Source organism: Sphingopyxis jiangsuensis (assembly GCF_016734905.1).
Classification (GTDB): domain Bacteria; phylum Pseudomonadota; class Alphaproteobacteria; order Sphingomonadales; family Sphingomonadaceae; genus Sphingopyxis; species Sphingopyxis jiangsuensis.
In genome coordinates this window covers 1,193,138-1,210,569 of record NZ_JAERPO010000002.1, presented here as the reverse complement: position 1 = coordinate 1,210,569, position 17,432 = coordinate 1,193,138, and the positions used below count along the sequence as shown (strand labels likewise).

Annotated in this window: 20 protein-coding genes; 16 read left to right on the top strand and 4 right to left on the bottom strand. The window is 65.8% G+C overall.

What is annotated here, in order from left to right; translation table 11 throughout:
* Positions 1 to 3: 3 nt before the first annotated feature.
* The 16 genes from fliF to JI743_RS12475 are packed head-to-tail and all read left to right on the top strand — an operon-like array spanning position 4 to position 13,389.
* A complete protein-coding gene (fliF, locus tag JI743_RS12550) occupies positions 4 to 1,659 on the top strand; it encodes a flagellar basal-body MS-ring/collar protein FliF (protein ID WP_201928630.1) in 1,656 nt (551 codons plus the stop codon).
* On the top strand, positions 1,652 to 2,689 hold the full coding sequence (locus JI743_RS15345; protein ID WP_227340071.1) for a flagellar motor switch protein FliG: 1,038 nt from the start codon (positions 1,652 to 1,654) through the stop codon (positions 2,687 to 2,689). The genes fliF and JI743_RS15345 overlap by 8 nt, the downstream gene beginning before the upstream one ends.
* Positions 2,676 to 3,284: a FliH/SctL family protein gene (locus tag JI743_RS12540; RefSeq protein WP_236659887.1), complete on the top strand. Its 609-nt coding sequence runs from the start codon at positions 2,676 to 2,678 to the stop codon at positions 3,282 to 3,284. The genes JI743_RS15345 and JI743_RS12540 overlap by 14 nt, the downstream gene beginning before the upstream one ends.
* Positions 3,281 to 4,612 carry a FliI/YscN family ATPase gene (locus JI743_RS12535; protein WP_201928629.1) on the top strand — a complete coding sequence of 444 codons (1,332 nt, stop codon included), beginning with the start codon at positions 3,281 to 3,283 and terminating at the stop codon, positions 4,610 to 4,612. The genes JI743_RS12540 and JI743_RS12535 overlap by 4 nt, the downstream gene beginning before the upstream one ends.
* On the top strand, positions 4,609 to 5,052 hold the full coding sequence (locus tag JI743_RS12530; protein ID WP_201928628.1) for a hypothetical protein: 444 nt from the start codon (positions 4,609 to 4,611) through the stop codon (positions 5,050 to 5,052). The genes JI743_RS12535 and JI743_RS12530 overlap by 4 nt, the downstream gene beginning before the upstream one ends.
* Positions 5,049 to 6,419 carry a flagellar hook-length control protein FliK gene (locus tag JI743_RS12525; protein ID WP_201928627.1) on the top strand — a complete coding sequence of 457 codons (1,371 nt, stop codon included), beginning with the start codon at positions 5,049 to 5,051 and terminating at the stop codon, positions 6,417 to 6,419. The genes JI743_RS12530 and JI743_RS12525 overlap by 4 nt, the downstream gene beginning before the upstream one ends.
* A 17-nt stretch (positions 6,420 to 6,436) precedes the next feature.
* Complete coding sequence (locus tag JI743_RS12520) at positions 6,437 to 7,042, top strand: flagellar basal body-associated FliL family protein (RefSeq protein ID WP_201928626.1); 606 nt, start codon at positions 6,437 to 6,439, stop codon at positions 7,040 to 7,042.
* Entirely contained in the window at positions 7,039 to 7,980 is a 942-nt protein-coding gene (locus JI743_RS12515) for a flagellar motor switch protein FliM (protein WP_201928625.1), read from the top strand. Before JI743_RS12520 ends, JI743_RS12515 begins: the two co-directional genes overlap by 4 nt.
* Positions 7,973 to 8,311 (top strand): flagellar motor switch protein FliN, encoded by a 339-nt coding sequence (gene fliN, locus JI743_RS12510; RefSeq protein WP_201928624.1) that lies wholly within the window; start codon positions 7,973 to 7,975, stop codon positions 8,309 to 8,311. Before JI743_RS12515 ends, fliN begins: the two co-directional genes overlap by 8 nt.
* A complete protein-coding gene (locus JI743_RS12505) occupies positions 8,311 to 8,589 on the top strand; it encodes a flagellar biosynthetic protein FliO (protein WP_201928623.1) in 279 nt (92 codons plus the stop codon). The genes fliN and JI743_RS12505 overlap by 1 nt, the downstream gene beginning before the upstream one ends.
* On the top strand, positions 8,579 to 9,349 hold the full coding sequence (fliP, locus tag JI743_RS12500; RefSeq protein ID WP_201928622.1) for a flagellar type III secretion system pore protein FliP: 771 nt from the start codon (positions 8,579 to 8,581) through the stop codon (positions 9,347 to 9,349). The genes JI743_RS12505 and fliP overlap by 11 nt, the downstream gene beginning before the upstream one ends.
* A gap of 4 nt (positions 9,350 to 9,353) precedes the next feature.
* Entirely contained in the window at positions 9,354 to 9,623 is a 270-nt protein-coding gene (locus JI743_RS12495) for a flagellar biosynthetic protein FliQ (protein WP_201928621.1), read from the top strand.
* Positions 9,624 to 9,630: 7 nt separating this feature from the next.
* Complete coding sequence (gene fliR / locus JI743_RS12490; protein WP_201928620.1) at positions 9,631 to 10,410, top strand: flagellar biosynthetic protein FliR; 780 nt, start codon at positions 9,631 to 9,633, stop codon at positions 10,408 to 10,410.
* Between the two features lie 3 nt (positions 10,411 to 10,413).
* On the top strand, positions 10,414 to 11,553 hold the full coding sequence (gene flhB / locus JI743_RS12485; protein ID WP_201928619.1) for a flagellar type III secretion system protein FlhB: 1,140 nt from the start codon (positions 10,414 to 10,416) through the stop codon (positions 11,551 to 11,553).
* A 58-nt stretch (positions 11,554 to 11,611) separates the two neighbouring features.
* A complete protein-coding gene (fliD, locus tag JI743_RS12480; protein ID WP_201928618.1) occupies positions 11,612 to 12,988 on the top strand; it encodes a flagellar filament capping protein FliD in 1,377 nt (458 codons plus the stop codon).
* Between the two features lie 11 nt (positions 12,989 to 12,999).
* Positions 13,000 to 13,389, top strand: coding sequence for a flagellar export chaperone FliS (locus JI743_RS12475; RefSeq protein WP_201928617.1), 390 nt, complete (start codon positions 13,000 to 13,002; stop codon positions 13,387 to 13,389).
* A gap of 134 nt (positions 13,390 to 13,523) precedes the next feature.
* Here JI743_RS12475 and JI743_RS12470 read toward each other — a convergent pair whose 3' ends face one another.
* The 4 genes from JI743_RS12470 to JI743_RS12455 all read right to left on the bottom strand — a co-directional run bounded on the left by JI743_RS12470 (position 13,524) and on the right by JI743_RS12455 (position 17,428).
* Positions 13,524 to 14,600 (bottom strand): sigma-54 interaction domain-containing protein, encoded by a 1,077-nt coding sequence (locus tag JI743_RS12470; RefSeq protein WP_201928616.1) that lies wholly within the window; start codon positions 14,598 to 14,600, stop codon positions 13,524 to 13,526.
* A gap of 183 nt (positions 14,601 to 14,783) precedes the next feature.
* A complete protein-coding gene (locus JI743_RS12465; RefSeq protein WP_201928615.1) occupies positions 14,784 to 15,644 on the bottom strand; it encodes a flagellar motor protein MotB in 861 nt (286 codons plus the stop codon).
* Positions 15,644 to 16,507, bottom strand: a complete 864-nt coding sequence (gene motA / locus JI743_RS12460; RefSeq protein WP_201928614.1) for a flagellar motor stator protein MotA — start codon at positions 16,505 to 16,507, stop codon at positions 15,644 to 15,646. The genes JI743_RS12465 and motA overlap by 1 nt, the downstream gene beginning before the upstream one ends.
* 90 nt (positions 16,508 to 16,597) lie before the next feature.
* Positions 16,598 to 17,428 carry a flagellin N-terminal helical domain-containing protein gene (locus JI743_RS12455; RefSeq protein WP_201928613.1) on the bottom strand — a complete coding sequence of 277 codons (831 nt, stop codon included), beginning with the start codon at positions 17,426 to 17,428 and terminating at the stop codon, positions 16,598 to 16,600.
* Between the last annotated feature and the right edge of the window lie 4 nt (positions 17,429 to 17,432).

The following is a 17,432-nucleotide window of genomic DNA, read 5'->3' as shown; positions in this document are numbered from 1 at the left end:
TCCATGGCCGAAACCCAAGCCCTCAGCCCGATCGATCCTTCGACCGCGAACCGCCTGCCCGCCCCCGCGCTGGGCGACCGCTTCGCGCCGTTCGCCCAGTTCGCCCGTCAGCCGGCGGTCCAGCGCGCGCTGCCCGCCATCGCCACCTCGACCGCAATCGGCATCGCGGCGCTCGCCTGGTTCATGACGCAGTCGGCGCCGCAGACCCAGCTGTTTGCAGGGCTCGAGGACAGCGACAAGGCCGCCGTCGCCGACGCGCTGCAGGGCGCCGGAATTGCGCACAGCATCGACCCCGCCACCGGCGCGCTGACCGTCGATGCCGACAAGCTCCACCAGGCACGCATCGCGCTGGCCGGTCAGGGCCTTCCCAAGGCGCAGCCGAGCGGCGACAGCCTGATCGCGGCGCTGCCGATGGGTTCGAGCCGCGCGATCGAGGGCGAAACGCTGCGCTCGGCGCGCGAGGCCGATCTCTCGCGCACGATCGAAACGATCGACGCCGTCAGAAATGCCCGCGTCCACATCGCCGCCGCCGAACCGAGCCTGTTCGTCCGCGAGGACAAGCCGGCGACCGCGTCGGTCATGCTCACGCTGATGAACGGCCGCAGCCTGTCCGACGGTCAGGTGCAGGCCATCCGCTTTCTTGTCGCCTCGTCGGTGCCGGGAATGAATGCCGATCAGGTGTCGGTGATCGATCAGCGCGGCGCCTTGCTCTCCGACACCGCGACGAGCAGCGACATGAAGGCGTTCCAGCTCCAGACGCAAGTCGAGGACCGCTTCCGCCGCGCGCTCGACACCTTGCTCGGCCCGATGCTCGGCGCCGGCAATTATACGGTCGAGGTCCACGCCGACGTCGACATGTCCGAAAGCCAGGCGACGCGCGAAAGCTTCCCCGAGAACGATCGCGCGCTGCGCAGCGAGGAAATTTCGCGCCAGATCAGCGGTCAGGGCACCCCGCCCGCGGTCGGAATTCCCGGCGCGCTCGCAAACCAGCCGCCGCAGGCAACCACGATCGCCGCCGCCGCGCCCGAACCGGCCGCGGCCGCGGTCGCGACCGAGACGCAAAGCAATGAGAATTCGGCGCGCGCCTATGAAGTCGGCCGCGAGATTTCGGTCACCCACCAGCCGCAGGGCCGGCTTCGCCGTGTTTCGGTCGCAGTCGCGCTCAATCAGGGCAAGAAGGCGCTGACGCAAGCCGACATGACCAAGATCGACGGGCTGGTGAAAGGCGCGATCGGTTTCGATGCCGCACGCGGCGACATGGTCGCGATCAGCCAACGCCCCTTTGTGAAGATCGAAGAGGAAGCCCCCGCCATCTATGACGAACCTTGGTTCATGCCGGTCGTCACGCAGGCGGGCGCGATCCTCGCCGCCCTGCTAGCCTTCCTGTTCATCGGTCGCCCGCTGATCCGCGCTGCCAAGAACCGCGCGGCCGAACGTGCCGAGCGCAACGCCGAACTTGAAGAATCGCTTCTCGCCGCGACCGAGGCGCGCCCCGCGCTCGGGTCCGATGCCGCAAACGGAGCGATCACGCTCGAGATGATCGAAGCCGCGCCAAGCTATGAGGACCGGGCCAATCTGGTGCGCGCCTTCGTCCGCCAGGATTCGGCGCGCGCCGCGCTTGTCGTCCGCCAGCTGATGCAGGAGGGTGCCCGTGGCTGACGCCGTCGACAACGCCCCGCCGCCCGTCCACATCAAGCCGCCGATCGACGGCTCTGCCGCCGCAGCCATCCTGCTGATGCTGCTCGACGAAAGCGAAGCGGCGACGATCCTGAAGCATCTTGATCCCGAAGAGGTGCGCAGCCTTGCCAAGTCGATGTTCGACACGGCCAATGCCAGCGAGCATCAGATCGGTCAGGCCCTCGACCAGTTCGTGCTCAGCAGCCGCAATGTCAGCGCGCTCGCCATTGGAGCCGACACGCGCATCCGCACGGTGATCAACCAGGCGGTCGGCAATGTCCGCGCCGACAATATCCTCGCCGCCGTCGCGCCGCAGTCGAGCGCTGCGTCGCTCGAAATGCTGCGCTGGATGGACGTCGATGCGATCAGCGCGCTGCTCGAAAGCGAGCATCCGCAGGTCGGCGCGCTGATCCTGTCGGTCCTCGTCCCCGATATCGCCGCGCGCGCCATCGAAACGCTCGACGAGGTGAAGCAGGCCGACCTGGTGCTGCGCGCCGCGCAGCTGACGTCGGTTCCGGCAGCCGCGATCGAAGATCTGGAGGCGGTGCTCAGCAGCGCCAATGCCGATGGCCAGCGCGTCGCCAAGCAGGCGATCGGCGGCCCGAGCGATGTCGCCAAGATCATGAAGATGATGCCGAAGCAATTGTCCGAACGCACGATCCGCGCGCTCAAAAAGCACGACAAGGCGCTCGCCCAGATCATCGAGGAAGAGATGTTCATCTTCGAAAATCTGCGCGATCTCGACAAGAAGAGCCTCGGCACCGTGCTGCGCGCCGTCGATGCGGCGCAGCTCGCGATCGCCCTCAAGGGCACCGAGGAAGATATGGTCGACCTCTGCCTGTCGACGATGTCGCAGCGCGCGTCCGAAACGATCCGCGACGAAATGGCCGAAATGACGATGGTCAAGCGCGTCGATGTCGATGAAGCGCAAAAGGCGATCATGCAGATCGTCCGCCAGATGGCCGCGTCGGGCGAGATCATGATCGCGGGGGCCGGCGATGATTATATCTGACCGCGCCTCCGAAGCCGGATATTCGACGGTGACGCTTGCCGACGCGATGGCGCGGACCGGCGGATTTCGTCCGCTCCATTTCGCACGCCCCGTCGGCGAAGCGCCGCCCATGCCGATCGAGCCGGACATCGACGAAGGCGACGATCCCTTCGCGCGTGGCCTGGCCGAAGGGCAACGCATCGCCGAAGCCGCCTTTTCGGTCGAACGCCACCAACTGCTCGCATTGCTCGCCAGCGCCGAAGCGCTGCAGGACGAGCCGAGCGAAGAGCTCGCGCAGCTGATCGCCGAAACGGTCGAACGGCTGGTCCGCCAGATCGTCGAAACGGCGCCGATCGATGCCGCGTGGCTCAAGGAACAGGCCGACGTCGCCGCCGCGCTGGTTGCAGATGCCGACAAGGCGCGCACCTTGTGGGTCCATCCCGAGGACGCCGCGCTGCTCGTCGATTGCGCCCTCTCGCTGCCGGTGCAGGTCGACCCCGCGATGATGCGCGGAACGGTACGGATCGAAACCTCCGCAGGCTGGATCGAACATGGCCGCGCCGTTTATCTCGGCGAATTGCGCGCGGCGCTCGGCAGCGAAGGAATGGGCGCATGACCCGCCGCCTTGCCATGACCGCCCAGCAACTGCTCGGCCCCATCGAGCTGACGCACGCCTCGCCGCGACGGATCGGTACGCTCGTCGCGCACGAGGGCATCATGCTCGAAGTGTCGGGCTTTCCGCAGCCGCTCGGCAGCAATGTCCGGATCAAGTCGGCCGACAATGACTATGTTTATGGCGAGGTCGTCGGCTTTCGCGGTCACCGGAGCCTTGTCCTGCCCTTCGACACCAACAAGCCGCTCGTCACCGGCGCGCCGGTCGAGCCGCACGGCGCGAGCAGCATGGTCGCGGTCGGCAAGGCGCTGCTCGGACGGATCATCGACGCGCAGGGAAATCCGCTCGACGGGCGCCCGCCGGTCAAGTCGCAGTTCCAATGGCCGCTCGCCGGCCGCAAGGTCAATCCGCTGCGCCGCGGCCGTGTGACAAAGCCGCTCAACATGGGCGTGCGCGCGATCAACGGCCTGCTCACCGTCGGGGAGGGCCAGCGCGTCGCGATCATCGCGGGCTCGGGCGTCGGCAAGTCGGTACTGATGGGCCAGATGATCGCCGGAACCGAATGCGATGTCATCGTCGTCGGGCTGATCGGCGAGCGCAGCCGCGAAGTAAGCGATTTCGTCGAAACCAAGCTGCCGCCCGCCGTCCGCAAGAAATCGGTCGTCGTCGCGGTGCCTGCCGACCACCCACCGCTGCTGCGGCTGCGCGCCGCAATGCGCGCGACCGCCATCGCCGAAGCCTTCCGGCAGGAAGGCAAGAAGGTGCTGCTGCTGATCGACAGCCTGACGCGCGTCGCGCATGCGCAGCGCGAAATCGGGCTGACGCTGGGCGAGCCGCCGACGATGAAGGGCTATCCGCCGTCGGTCTTCGCGCTCATTCCTTCGCTCGTCGAGCGCGCGGGCAACGACAATGCCACCGGCGGGTCGATCACCGCGCTATATACCGTGCTCGCCGATGGCGGCGACATCGACGACCCCGTCGTCGACAGCGCGCGCGCGATTGTCGACGGCCATATTATCCTCTCGCGCCAGCTTGCCGAACAGGGCGTCTATCCCGCGATCGACGTCGCGCGCTCGCTTTCGCGCACGATGGCCGATTCGGTCGATCCCGAGCATGCCGCCGCCGCCGCGAACTTTCGTCGACTCTGGTCGGCCTATGAAGAGAACCGCGACCTCATGCTGATGGGTGCCTATGTCGCAGGGGGCGATCCCGTCCTCGACACTGCCATCGGGCGCCACACCGACCAGCTCGCATTCGTGACCCAGCCCGCCGGGGCGCAGGTCGATTTCGCAACCTCCCGCCAATCGCTTATCGAAGGATATTCCGCATGAACGCCCGCACCGCACGCCGCAAACGCATCATCCGCGTGCGATCCGTCGAACATCAGATGGCGGAAGCCAATTTTGCGCGCGCCAACGGCGAGCTTGCGAACCTCGTCGAGCTGGGCAAGCGGCTCGAAGCGCTGCGCGTCGACCTGGCGGTTGCAAAAGGCGCCGTCGCCGGTCGCGCGCTCAACTCGGTCGGCGAGCTCGGGATGCGGCTCGACCTTGCGCAGGAGAATCTCAGCGCGCCGCTCCACAGCGCGAGCGAGCGCCGCGACCAGATGGGGGCGCTCGCCCAGTCGGCGATGATCAAGGAAGAATCGGCGGTTCGCCTTTACGAGCGCAGCCGCAAGTCGGCCGAAGCCGAGCATGAACGACGCAATGACGCCAACCGCCCGCACCGCCGCCGCGCGATGAGCCTGCGCCTGATCGACGGGGGCGCGGCATGATGGCGAATTCCAACCCGCTTTCGGGACAGCGGCCGGGTGCGCAGGGAATTGCCGCGCTCCTCGGCGGCGCCTTTCCTGTTGCGGCAGGCGGCGAAGCGCAGGGCGGCTTCGACCGCCTGCTCGCAGCGTTGCCCGTCGCGGGCCTTCCCGCCAATGGCGCATCCGCTCTGCCAGCGGCTCTGCCTACCGCGCTTGCGGCCGCGCCCGTTTCAGCTCCGGCTGGCGAACCCCAGTTCGAGGGCTCAGCCCCGGCAATCGTCGATATCGAAGTCGACTTCGATCGGGGTGCCGACGAGGTCGGCGTTCCCGCAGCCCCCTTACCGGATGGCACGCCTGCGCCCGCCATTGCACCCGGCGCTGCCGCGACAAAGGCGGTCGAAAACCTGCTGAAGGCCCATGCCGGCAAGGCGACGAAAAACGCGACCGGCATCGACGCCGACGGCACGGTCGCGAAGGGCCAGCAGCTTGCAGGCGACGCGGTGTCGCCGACGGACGGCGAGGCAATCGAAACGCCCCCCGTCGCTTCCGCTCCCGATGTCGATGCGGAAGTCGCGCCTGATAGGGCAGACGTTCCCCTCACGATTGCGGCAACGACCAACGGCGCGACCAAAGCGAACGAAGCAGCCCCCGCAAAAACGAAGGATGTCGCGACGAGCGGCACGCAGCTGCCGGCGCCCGCCGGTGCGCGCACGCCGGCGAAGGGTGCCACGGCCGACGAAGCGCGTGCGGCCAACCGCCAGAATGCCACGCCGGTGCTTCCGGCGAGCGCCAAGGCTGCCGATCATGCGTCGCCGATGTCCGCCGTGTTGGCGGCCGCCAGCGACCGCAGCCGCCCCGCGCCGCAAGTCAACGACGCCCCGTCGATGGCCGTGCTGCTGCACCGTCCCGAAGCGGCGCCGGTTCCAGGCGCGCCGAACAATGTCGCCGCCGGCCCCGTCGCCGACCGCATCCTCGACATGACGAGCGACGATGTCTGGATCGAGCAGCTCGCGCGCGACATCGTCGCGACCAAGTCGGACGAAGGCGACATCAGCTTTCGCCTGATGCCGCGCCACCTCGGCCGCCTTGACGTCGCGATGCGGATGGAGGGCGACGGGGTATCGCTCAAGCTCGAAACCCAGCATGAAGCCACCGCGACCATCGTAACCGCCGCGCAAGGCCGGCTGGTCGAAGACCTGCGCCAGCAGGGCGTTCGCGTGACCGGTGCCGATGTCACTTGCACCCATGGCGACGCCGGACGCCAGTCGCAGCAGGGACAGGGCCGCGCCGCGACCGCCGATCCCGCCCATCTAATCGAAACCGCCACCGATCGCGCCGAAGCGCGCGACGACAAGCGCGCCGCGGACCGCCGCGGACGCTTTGCCTGAACCGGAAGGACCCGATCATGAGCAAGGAAAAGACCGAAGTCGCACCCAAGAAGGGCGGGAAAATGAAAAAGCTGCTGGTCATCGGCCTCGGCGCCATCGTCCTGATCGGCGCGGGTGCGGGTGCGGGCGTCTATTTCGGCGCGCTATCGGCGCATGAAGCCAAGCCCGAGGATCATTTCCCGAAGCTCGTCCTGCGCAGCACCAAGGCCGAAGAACCCGCCGCCGCAAGCGACGACAAGGACGTGCCGCTGAAGGTCGGAACGGTGTCGGTGCCCAACGACCGCTTCAAGGTCGATCCGCGCAAATATGAAATCACCTATTACCCGATGGGCGACAGCTTCACGACGAATCTGGCCGACGGTTCGGGCTTTCTGCAGATCGGAATCAGCCTTTCGACATTTTATGACGGCAAGGTCATCAACAATATCAAACGACAGGCTGTGCCGATCCGTTCGGTTGTGCTTATGGTGCTCGCCGAACAGGACCCGGCGCTTCTCGCCACATCGCAAGGAAAGCAACGGCTGCAGCGTCAGCTGACCGCCGCGATCAACGATGTGCTGCGCGAGAAGGAGGGATTTGGGGGTATCGACAATGTTTATTTCACGAACCTGGTGATCCAGTGACGACCGACACAAAATCCCTGAAGGCGGTCAAAGCTGGCGCGCCGAAGGCAGCCGGTACGGCCGAAAGTGACGCCAAGGCGTCGCTGCTGCTGCGCCGTGCCGAGGGCAATTATGCCTTTCCGGCGCTCGACGCGGTGGCGACGCAATTCGCGCGCAGCCTGCGCGACCTTGTGCGTGCGCTCGGCGCGCCGAGCGTGCAGGTCGAGCGCGCGGGCACCGACCAGGTGGAATTTTCGGACTGGAGCAAGGATGCGGCGCCGGCAATCTTCTGGCGCTATCACGCGCCGCCGCTGAAAGGCCCTGTCCTGCTCGCCATGGCGCGCCCGACGATCCTGCAACTCGTCGACATATTCTATGGCGGCAAGGGCAAACTCGCGGCCGAACGCGAGGAATTGACCGATGCCGAGGAGCGCTTTGCGGCACGGCTCGGCCGCGACATGGGGTTGCAACTGGCCGCAGCGTGGCGCGACAAGCTGTTTCTCGAGCCCGAACTCGACTGCGTCACCGGCAACCCCGCCAAGCTGGCGGCGGTCCGCGGCGACGACGAAATGATCGTCCAGCGCTTCACGCTGCGCGGCGCCCCCTTCGACAATCGCACGATCACCTGCGCCTATCCGCTCGCGGCGCTGCGCGGTATCGCGGGCGCCGAGCCCGTCCCGACCGCGCCCGAAAGCGCGGTCGATCCTGTATGGAGCGCAACGCTGAACCGCGCATTGCGCGGCGTGCGCCTGCCGGTACGATCGGTGCTTGCCCGCCCGGAAATCAGCCTCGTCAAGCTGCTCGCACTCGAAGTCGGTGACATCATCCCGCTCTCGATGCCGCGCAACGTACCGGTGACCGTCGCCGGGCGCCGTTTCGCCACCGGCAGCATCGGCGAGGCCAACGGCAACGCCGCCATCATGATCGACCATATCGAAGAAGGACCGGACCATGACTGACATGAGTGAAGCCCCCGCGGCGGTCCGCCGCGATCGCCGCGACAACAAGGATATTGCCGCGTCGCCCAATTTCGACCTGCTCGCCGGCGTTTCGCTGCGCGTATCGGTCGAGGTCGGATCGACGTCGATGACGCTCGCGGAACTGCTCGCGCTCGGCGAGGGCAGCGTCGTCGAGCTCGATCGCGCGGCGACCGACCTGCTCGACATCTATGCCAATGGCACGCTGATCGCGAAGGGCGAGATCGTCAGCGTTGACGGCCGCTATGGCATTCAGGTTGCCGAAGTCGTCGCGCCCGATCGCGGCTTCGCCGGGCTCGAGCGGAGGGGTTGATGCTCGAATATTTCCTGCGCCTCCTGATCCTGCTGCCGCTCGTCGGCGCGCTCGCATGGGGCAGCCTGTGGCTGTGGAAGCGTGTCCAGATGGGCGTGCCGCTGGGCGGCGCCACCAAGCAGGGACGCCCGGTCGAGATGATCGGCGTGCTGCCGCTCGGTCCGGGATCCAAGCTCGCGGTCGTCGAATTTGCGGGGCAGCAGATTCTGCTCGCGGTGTCGCGCAACGGCATCACGCGCCTCGCCGACAATAGCGAGGGCGACTTCCATGTCGATTGACGTCAAGACGGCGATCCGCGGCACCGCGCTCGTCGGCGCCGCCGCACTGCTGCTCGCGGCGCCCGCCGCCTATGCACAGACGGCCGACGGCCTCAATCGCGCGGTCGCCGACATCGGCGGCGACGGTCGGCCGCTGAGCCTGTCGCTCCAGATCCTCGTCCTGATGAGCCTGTTGACGGTGCTGCCGTCGCTGCTCCTCATGATGACGAGCTTCACGCGTATCATCATCGTGCTCTCGATCCTGCGCCACGCGCTCGGGCTGCAACAGACGCCGCCGAACCAGGTTCTCGTCGGGCTCAGCCTGTTCCTGTCGCTGTTCATCATGCAGCCGGTGATCAGCGAGGTGAACCGCGTCGCGATCGAACCCTATGGTCAGGAACAGATCGACATCGGCGAAGCGGTGACGCGGTCGGGCGATGCGCTCCACGGCTTCATGATGAAACAGACGCGCAAGACCGACCTGATGATGTTCGCCAAGATCGCCAAGGCGCCAAGCTATGCCAATCCCGCCGACGTGCCCTTTTCGATCCTGCTTCCGGCGTTCGTGACGAGCGAACTCAAGACCGCATTCCAGATCGGCTTTCTGATATTCCTGCCTTTCCTCGTCATCGACCTGATCGTCGCGTCGGCGCTGATGTCGCTCGGCATGATGATGCTGTCGCCGACGATTATCTCGATGCCCTTCAAGCTGCTGCTCTTCGTCCTCGTCGACGGCTGGGCGCTGACGATGGGGTCGCTCGCCTCCTCCTTTATAGGATAGCGCGATGGAAGCGGATTATTTCATAGGCGTTGCGCAGCAATCGCTGTGGATCCTGGCTCTCGCAACCGCGCCAATCCTGCTCCCCGTACTGGCGATCGGCGTGCTGCTCGGCATGGTGCAGGCAGCGACTTCGATCAACGAACAGACGTTGACCTTCATTCCGAAGCTGATCGTCGCGGCGATTTGCCTCGCGATTTTCGGTGGCAGCATCCTCGTGCTGCTCACCGATTTCACGCGCGATCTTTACGCGCAAATCCCGGGGCTGGTGCGCTAGAAGCCTTATGGTTCCTGCCGATATCCCCAATGTCGAGGCAATGCTCCAGTTGTGGATGCTGGGGATGATCCGGCCGGGCGCTGCCTTTCTGGCCGCGCCCGTCTTCGGTGCGGCCAATGTGCCGATCCAGCTGCGGCTGGTGATCGCGCTCGCTGTAGGAGTGCCAGCGGTCGCCGCGGCGGGCCTGACCCTGCCGCCCGAGGGGATCGTGTCTTTCCCCGGCCTCGTGCTGATCCTGGGCGAAGTCGTGATCGGGCTTGGCATCGGCTTCGTCCTCCAGATGGGGCTCGCCGCGGCCTTGCTGGCGGGCGAGACGATCAGCAATGCGATGGGGCTCGGCTTCGCATCGATGGTCGATCCGCTGAGCGGGACCGCAAGTTCGGCTATCGGGCAATTTCTTTCGATGCTCGCGACGGCGCTTTTCCTCGCGGCCGACGGACATCTGCTGCTGATCGGCATCATCGTCGACAGCTATTCGGCGCTGCCCCCCGGCGCGGCTTTCCCGTCGTTCGGCGCGATCGAAGGCATTTTGCGCTTTGCGAGCCTGATGTTCGTCGCGGGGCTTTCGATTGCCCTCCCCGTCGGCTTCGTCCTGATCCTCGTCCAGATCATCATGGGCGTCATCGGCCGCTCGGCCCCCGCGCTCAACCTGTTCGCGGTCGGCATTCCCGCGACGCTGCTCGCGGGCGTTGTCCTGCTCGGCATCGCGACGCCGGTGATGGCCGAAGCGATCGCGCGCATCCTGTCCGACGCGGTCGACACTGCCCGCCTGCTCGCCGGAGGCTGAGGCATGGCGAGTCAGCCCGACAAGGACCAGAAAACCGAACAGCCAACGCCCAAGAAACGCGCCGATTCGGCGCGCGAGGGCGACGTGCTGATGTCGCGCGAACTCGCCACCGCGCTGATGATGCTGGCGGCAGCGGGGTGGATCGTTGCGGCGGGGGGCTGGTTCGTCGAATCGGCGAGCAATCTGGTCCGCCGCGGGCTCACGCTGTCGGCTGCCGACATCACCCATTTCGCGCCCGGAGAGGCGCTGTTCCGCAACGGCGTCGACATATTGCTGCCGCTCGCAAGCCTGTTCGCGCTAGCCGTCGGTGCCGCGTTTGCAGGCCCCGCGCTGCTCGGCTCGTTCGGCTGGCGAAGCAAGGCGCTCGCATTCAAAGGCAACCGCATCAACCCGCTCAACGGCCTCAAGCGCATGTTCGGGCTGCAGGGCGCGACCGAGCTGGGCAAGGCGCTCGCCAAGGTGCTGCTGCTCGGCACCATCGGCTATTGGCTCGTCGCGCAAAGCCTGCCCGCGATCATGACGATGGCGTCGACCGACCTTGGCGGGGCCGTCGGGCAAGCCGGGAAAGCGGTCGGCCACGCGATGCTCGCGATGGCGGGCGGGCTCGTCGTCATCGCACTCGTCGACGTGCCGGTGCAGATGTTCCAGCGCAACAAGCGGCTGATGATGAGCAAGCAGGAAATAAAGGAAGAGATGCGCCAGACCGACGGCGCGCCCGAACTCAAGCAGGCGCAGCGCCAGCGCCAGCACGAGATTTTGAGCGGGTCGGCGCGCAAGGCGGTGTCCGACGCGACGGTCATCCTCACCAACCCGACGCATTTCTCGGTCGCGCTGCGCTATCGCCCCGGAGTCGATGCGGCGCCCGTTGTCGTCGCGCGCGGGCGCGGCGATGTCGCCCTGTCGATCCGCGAGCTTGCGCGCGGCGCCAACGTTCCGATCCTCGAATATCCGCAGCTGACGCGCGCGATCTATTTCACTGCGCGTGCCGGACGCACGATTCCCGAGGAATTGTTCGTCGCGGTCGCCACCGTCCTCGCCTTTGTCTTCCAGCTCGAACGCGCCGCTGCCGAGGGCCAGATGCCGCCGCCGGTCGATATTCCGCCGACCCACCGGTTTGACCCTGAAGGCCGCCGACAAAACTGACAATTTCGGCTTAATCCGGCGTGTGCGCGGCCGTTAAAGGGTTCGAAGGACATTTGCCATGGTCACGTCTATCGCCAACAGCCTCGGCTTCGGGTCGGGGATCGACATCAAACAGCTCGTCACCGACCTGTCGAACGCGTCGCGCGAGCCAAAGGTCACGCGCATCGCCAGCCTCGCGCAGCAGAACCAGGCACGGATCAGCGCGGTGGCGCAAGCGCGCGCCGACCTTGACGGTTTTGCCAATTCGCTCGAGCAGATGGTGTCCGACGGCGTCCTGCGCAGCACGCCCAGCGTGTCCGACGAGAGCGTCCTGTCCGTAACCGCGCGTTCCGGGCTGCAGGCCGACAGCTTTGCGGCGTCGATCGTCGTCAACAGCCTCGCCCGCGCCCAGACGGCCTATTCGGCTGTCGTTGCCGACCGGAGCGCCGCGATCGGCACGGGCAGCATGACGTTGACGATCGGGGGTGCGAGCCACACCATCACGATCGATGCGTCCAACGACAGTCTCGATGGACTGGCCACCGCAATCAACGGCAGCGGCAGCGGCGTCACGGCCTCTATCGTCGCGGATGAAGGTGGGCATCGCTTGATCCTGAAGGGTCCGACGGGTGCTGCCAACAGCTTCACCCTGACGGCGGACGCCGGCGCCGATCCGGGTCTTTCGAACTTCGCCTATGGAACGGGCGGCGTGATGACGCTCGGGCAATCGGCGGCCAATGCCGAATTCACACTCGACGGCGTCGCATTCAGCCGCGCGTCCAACACCATCGACGATGTCATACCGGGAATGTCGCTGTCGCTCAAAAAGGCGTCCCCCGGCCAGACCGTCGACATCGGCGCGACGCGGCCGCTCGACATGATCCGCCAGACGGTCACCGATTTTGTGGCGGTGTTCAACCAGCTCAAGAAGAGCGTGAAGGCGGCCGCCTCCATGTCGGGGTCCACAAACTCGCTCCGGCAGCTCGAGCGCGATCTCAACGGGCTCGTCAATACCGTCCTGACCAGCGAAAGCGGCATTTCGAAACTGTCCGACATCGGCATTTCGACGACCAAGGAAGGGCTGCTCGCAGTCGATAGCGCCAAGCTCGACGCGGCGCTCGAAACCAATGCGGGTGCGGTCGAAGCCTTGTTCAATCCAAGACGCGATGCGACACACGATGCGACGACGGATCCCGGCATCGCCGGCATTCTCGATGCACTGCGCGATCAGGCAGTCGGAACCGACGGGGTCCTCGACCGTGTTTCCAAGTCGCTTGAAGCGCGCAAGGAAGAGCTGCTCGACAAGCTCGAAAAGGTCGAGGAGCGCGAGGATGCGTATCGTACGCGGCTCGAGAAGAAATATAGCTCGCTCGATGCGCGCCTCGCCGCCTTCAAGGCAACCCAATCCTATCTCGAACAACAGATCGAGATGTGGAACAACCAATATAGTCGCTGAGGAACGGGTTCGTGGCCGCTACCGCTTCGACCGTCCGCGCGACGGGGCTCTATCGTCGTATGCAGCAGGAAAGCCGCGTTGCCGCGGCCGACCCCGTCGAGCTTGTCACGATCCTGTACGACGAACTGGAGACTGCCGTCGGCGTCCTTGCCGCGATGGTCCGACAAGGACAGCGTGTATCGGCGACCGAGCCGGCACACCGTGCACGCGCCATCCTCATCGGACTCGACACCGGGCTCGACCGCGATGCGGGCGGCGACGTCGCGACCGCGCTGTCGCGCGTCTATCGCAGCATGCGGCGCAAGCTCGACGATGCGGTGGCCGCGAACAGCGAGGCCGATCTGTCCGAACTTCTCGACGGCATCAAGACCATCAGCGCCGCCTGGCGACAGCTCCGCTAATTGCGACCGGAACCCGCGCACCCGTCCGGAACTAAGGGAAAGCCCGGCCGCCCGGGTGGGGATGGGCGACCGGGCCGGGTAAGGAGGCGGACCAGAGCCTCCCCATTCAGCATTTTCTGAAACTTGTTGCGTCGTCAGGCGGCCTGTTGCTGGACCCCATATTTGCGCATTTTCTCGATGAGCGTCGTGCGCTTGAGCGTCAGCAGGCGCGCCGCTTCGGAAATGATGCCGTCGGCCATGTCGAGCGCGACGTGGATCTGTTCGAGTTCGATCGTTTCGATCTCGCGCTTCAGGTCGATCGGGCGGCCGGGCGCCGGCGTCTTGGGAAAGAGCGCCGCATTGCCGGGAACGTCGATTTCGATCGCAGTGTCCGGTGATGGGGCGGGGCTGCTGGAGATAGCGCGCCACGCAGCCGGTGCTGCGGTGGGGTTCAGGAGCATGGCGACATCGTCGGCACCGAGCGTCTCACCGCCGTGCAGCACGCTGGCGCGCTCGACGAAATTGCGCAGCTCGCGAATGTTGCCCGGCCAGCCATGATGCATGAGCGTCGCAAGCGCGGCGTTGTCATAGCGGCATTTGACATCTGCAGGCATCTTGCGCTGGAAATGCCGGATCAGCGCCGGAATGTCTTCGGCGCGGCTCGCGAGGCTCGGCACCTGCAGGACAACGACGCCGAGGCGGAAGAACAAGTCTTCGCGGAATCGGCCTTCGCCGATCGCTTCGTCGAGATTCTGGTGTGTCGCCGAAATGATGCGAACATCGACGGCGCGCGGTTCGCTGCTTCCGACGCGAACGATGGTGCGATCCTCTAGCACGCGGAGCAGCTTGACCTGCATGTCGAAGCGCATGTCGCCGATTTCGTCGAGGAAGAGCGTACCGCCTTCGCTCGCTTCGAAATGGCCGATGCGGCGGGCATGGGCGCCGGTAAAGCTGCCCTTTTCATGCCCGAAAAGTTCGGATTCGATGAGGTCGCCGGGGATGGCGCCGCAGTTGATCGCGGTGAACGCCTTGCCCGATCGCATGCCTTCGTCATGGATGGCGCGCGCGACGAGTTCCTTGCCCGACCCCGAAGGGCCGCACAGCATTACCGAAGCATTCGAGCGGGCCACACGGCGGATCATTTCGCGCAGATGCTGCGCCGCGGGGCTTGCCCCGATAATCAAAGTTTCAAGAGCAGCCTGGTCGCTGTCGAATTGCCCCACCACGGTCATTTTCACCTCCACCGCGCGCGCCGAAATCCGGCGCCTTTCCGATGGCCATGAAATTGACGAAAATGGTAAACAAATGATTATCCGGAATGGCATCTGCCTGCCAAAACAGGAAAATAATTCGATATTGGCACCGATAATGTCGATTGTTTGTCGTTGGCGGCCCTTTTTGCCGCCAGATTGAATTCAACCTCCTTCGCCGCTGCGCCAGCCGAGCGTGATCGCGATGCGGCGATTGCGGGGGTCGAGGACATCGGTGGGCACATAGGGTTCGCGATCGGCGACGCCTTCGATTCGGGCGAAACGACCCGCGGCGACGCCGCGGAAGGCGAAATATTGGCGCGTCACCTCGGCACGCTCGACCGACAGCCGCCAATTGTTGGTTCCCGCGCCGGCCGACCAGGGCGCTGCGTCGGTGTGACCGCGGATCAAAAGCTGGTTGGGCAGGTCGGTCAGCAATCCGGCGATCTCGCCGAAAAGCCGCGCGCCCTGCGGGGTGAGCTGGCTCGACCCCATGGCGAACATCGAGAAATCGGCATCGTCGATGACGTCGATGCGCAGCCCTTCGGCGGTTTCGGTGAAGCGGAGGTTGCGCGCCAGCATGCGCAGTTCGGCCTTTTGCTGGACGCGTTCACGGAGCGATTTGGCGACCTGCTGGAACTTCTGCCGTTCGCGTTCACGCCCCGATGCCTCTTTCGGTCCGCCGACCACGTCGCGCGGGATGGTGAGCGAGCGCGACCCCGTCTGCGCGGCGCGGTGCGGATATTGGTCGGCCGACACGATCGAATCGCCGCCGAACACACCATCGCCCCCGGCAGTCTCCTGCTTCGATGGAACCAGCGTCGGCGCGAAATAGTCGGCGAGCGCCTTGCGCTGCTTCTCGGTCGTCGCGCCGAGTAGCCACATCAAAAGGAAAAAGGCCATCATCGCGGTGACGAAGTCGGCATAGGCGACCTTCCACGCACCACCGTGGTGGCCCGCGTGACCGGCCTCGACCACCTTTTTGACGATGATCGGGCGCGGGGGCGTGTTGGGACGTGCAGCCATCAGCGGCCCCGCATCCCGTCGAACACTTCGGCGAAGCTCGGCTGGTTGGCGTGATCGACGCCCGAGCGCGCGGCCTCGATGACCAGCGGCTGCGGATGCCCGTGCAGCGACGCGATGATGAGCTGTTTCACCGTATGATAGATGGCGGCGTCGCTTTCGATCACCGTCCGTGCGCGCGTCGCGAACGGACCCACGAACCCATAAGCGAGCAACACGCCAAGGAACGTCCCGACGAGCGCCGAACCGATCATCCCGCCGAGCACCTCGGGCGGCTTGTCGATCGAGCCCATCGTCTTGACGACGCCGAGCACCGCCGCGACGATCCCGAGCGCGGGCAGTGCGTCCGCCAGGCTCTGCAAGCCGTCAGCCGGTTTGATCGCGTGGTGGTGGTGGCTCTTGACCGCATTGTCCATCACCTCTTCGACCGCGTGCGGGTCGAGCGTCCCCGACGACACGACGACAAGGCGCAACGTATCGCAGATCAAATGGATGAGCGTGTCGTCCTTGAGCAGCTTGGGATATTGCTGAAAGATCGGCGAGTTTCCCGGATCCTCGATATGCGGCTCGACCGCGACCGGACCCTCGGTCCGCATCATCTTCATCAATGTCGAGACGAGCAGGATGCAATCGAGATAGTCGGCCTTCTGATAGGTCGCACCCTTGAACACCTTGCCCATGCCGCCGGCGAGCGCCTTTAGATCCCGGCCCGAATTGCCGATGATGAGCGATCCGAGTGCTGCGCCGCCGATAATGAGCATTTCGTGCGGAAGCGCGGCCATCACCGGCGCCAGATTGCCCCCTGCAAGCGCGAATCCTCCGAATACCAGCAGGATCAGTACGAAAATGCCGATAGCGGGAAACATGCAGCACAAACTCCATCCGGACCGTCGCGGGTCCGGCAAAAAGGGACGTTATGGTGATTAACGGCAGCGGGCGCCGCAGATTGAGGGCGGTCAGTTCAAAATATCGAACAAGGTCTGCCGGTTGATCTTGGCAAAGGCCGCCTGCGCGGCTCCAAGCGTGAGATCCTGCGCGCTCAGCAGCGCGATCGCGAGCGACAGGTCGGTGCTTTCACTGTCCGAGCGTTCTTCGGTCAGCGTAATGTCGCGGCTCTTGAGCGCGTCGCCGAGGCGATCGAGCCGCCCGCCCGAAAGACCGATGGCGGCGTTGCGGTCGGCGACATGACCGATGGCGGTCGCCAGCGCGTCGAGCGATGCGCCCATTCCGGGCTTGTCGCCCGCGGCGACCGCGGTCGCGGCATCGCGCACCCAGGTTGCGATGCTGTTGCCGCCGACGACGAAAGTGTCGGCGGCCGAAGGGACGGGGGCAAAGCTGACGTCCGAATCGAAGCGCATGACGCGCGCGGCGCCCGTCGAAAAGAGCGGGTCGCCGTTCGAATCCCGCGTCGCTGCAAGGGCATCGAGTTCATCGGCAATCGCGACAAGTTCGGCCGCCATGACGGCGCGGTCGGCGGGATTGGTCGAATCGCTCGACGCGGCGAGCGCAAGCTCCTTGGCCCGGATCAGCAGGTCCGACGCCGACACGAGGACATTGTCGGCCTGCGACACCAGCGCCTGCGCCGAGGTGATATTGGCGTTCCAGCTTTCCAGGCTGGCCTGCGCCTTGCCGATCGTCGCGATACGCCGAGCGGCCACCGGATCGTCGGACATGCGCTGCAGGCGCTTGCCGCTCGAAATCTGGACCTGCGTGCGTTCGATCTGCTCGGCGAGCTTTTGGTGGCGCGCGATTTCGCGCGTCATGCGATTGCCAACGGCGTTAATCATCCTG

What these genes read in the sequence shown, in the direction of transcription:
- motA (WP_201928614.1), bottom strand. Translation starts at nt 16,507, where the DNA reads ATGTTTCCCGCTATCGGCATTTTCGTACTGATCCTGCTGGTATTCGGA.
- fliF (WP_201928630.1), top strand. Translation starts at nt 4, where the DNA reads ATGGCCGAAACCCAAGCCCTCAGCCCGATCGATCCTTCGACCGCGAAC.
- JI743_RS12525 (WP_201928627.1), top strand. Translation starts at nt 5,049, where the DNA reads ATGATGGCGAATTCCAACCCGCTTTCGGGACAGCGGCCGGGTGCGCAG.
- JI743_RS12520 (WP_201928626.1), top strand. Translation starts at nt 6,437, where the DNA reads ATGAGCAAGGAAAAGACCGAAGTCGCACCCAAGAAGGGCGGGAAAATG.
- fliD (WP_201928618.1), top strand. Translation starts at nt 11,612, where the DNA reads ATGGTCACGTCTATCGCCAACAGCCTCGGCTTCGGGTCGGGGATCGAC.
- JI743_RS12540 (WP_236659887.1), top strand. Translation starts at nt 2,676, where the DNA reads ATGATTATATCTGACCGCGCCTCCGAAGCCGGATATTCGACGGTGACG.
- fliN (WP_201928624.1), top strand. Translation starts at nt 7,973, where the DNA reads ATGACTGACATGAGTGAAGCCCCCGCGGCGGTCCGCCGCGATCGCCGC.
- JI743_RS12535 (WP_201928629.1), top strand. Translation starts at nt 3,281, where the DNA reads ATGACCCGCCGCCTTGCCATGACCGCCCAGCAACTGCTCGGCCCCATC.
- JI743_RS12465 (WP_201928615.1), bottom strand. Translation starts at nt 15,644, where the DNA reads ATGGCTGCACGTCCCAACACGCCCCCGCGCCCGATCATCGTCAAAAAG.
- fliP (WP_201928622.1), top strand. Translation starts at nt 8,579, where the DNA reads ATGTCGATTGACGTCAAGACGGCGATCCGCGGCACCGCGCTCGTCGGC.
- JI743_RS12470 (WP_201928616.1), bottom strand. Translation starts at nt 14,600, where the DNA reads ATGACCGTGGTGGGGCAATTCGACAGCGACCAGGCTGCTCTTGAAACT.
- fliR (WP_201928620.1), top strand. Translation starts at nt 9,631, where the DNA reads ATGGTTCCTGCCGATATCCCCAATGTCGAGGCAATGCTCCAGTTGTGG.
- flhB (WP_201928619.1), top strand. Translation starts at nt 10,414, where the DNA reads ATGGCGAGTCAGCCCGACAAGGACCAGAAAACCGAACAGCCAACGCCC.
- JI743_RS12530 (WP_201928628.1), top strand. Translation starts at nt 4,609, where the DNA reads ATGAACGCCCGCACCGCACGCCGCAAACGCATCATCCGCGTGCGATCC.
- JI743_RS12505 (WP_201928623.1), top strand. Translation starts at nt 8,311, where the DNA reads ATGCTCGAATATTTCCTGCGCCTCCTGATCCTGCTGCCGCTCGTCGGC.
- JI743_RS12495 (WP_201928621.1), top strand. Translation starts at nt 9,354, where the DNA reads ATGGAAGCGGATTATTTCATAGGCGTTGCGCAGCAATCGCTGTGGATC.
- JI743_RS12455 (WP_201928613.1), bottom strand. Translation starts at nt 17,428, where the DNA reads ATGATTAACGCCGTTGGCAATCGCATGACGCGCGAAATCGCGCGCCAC.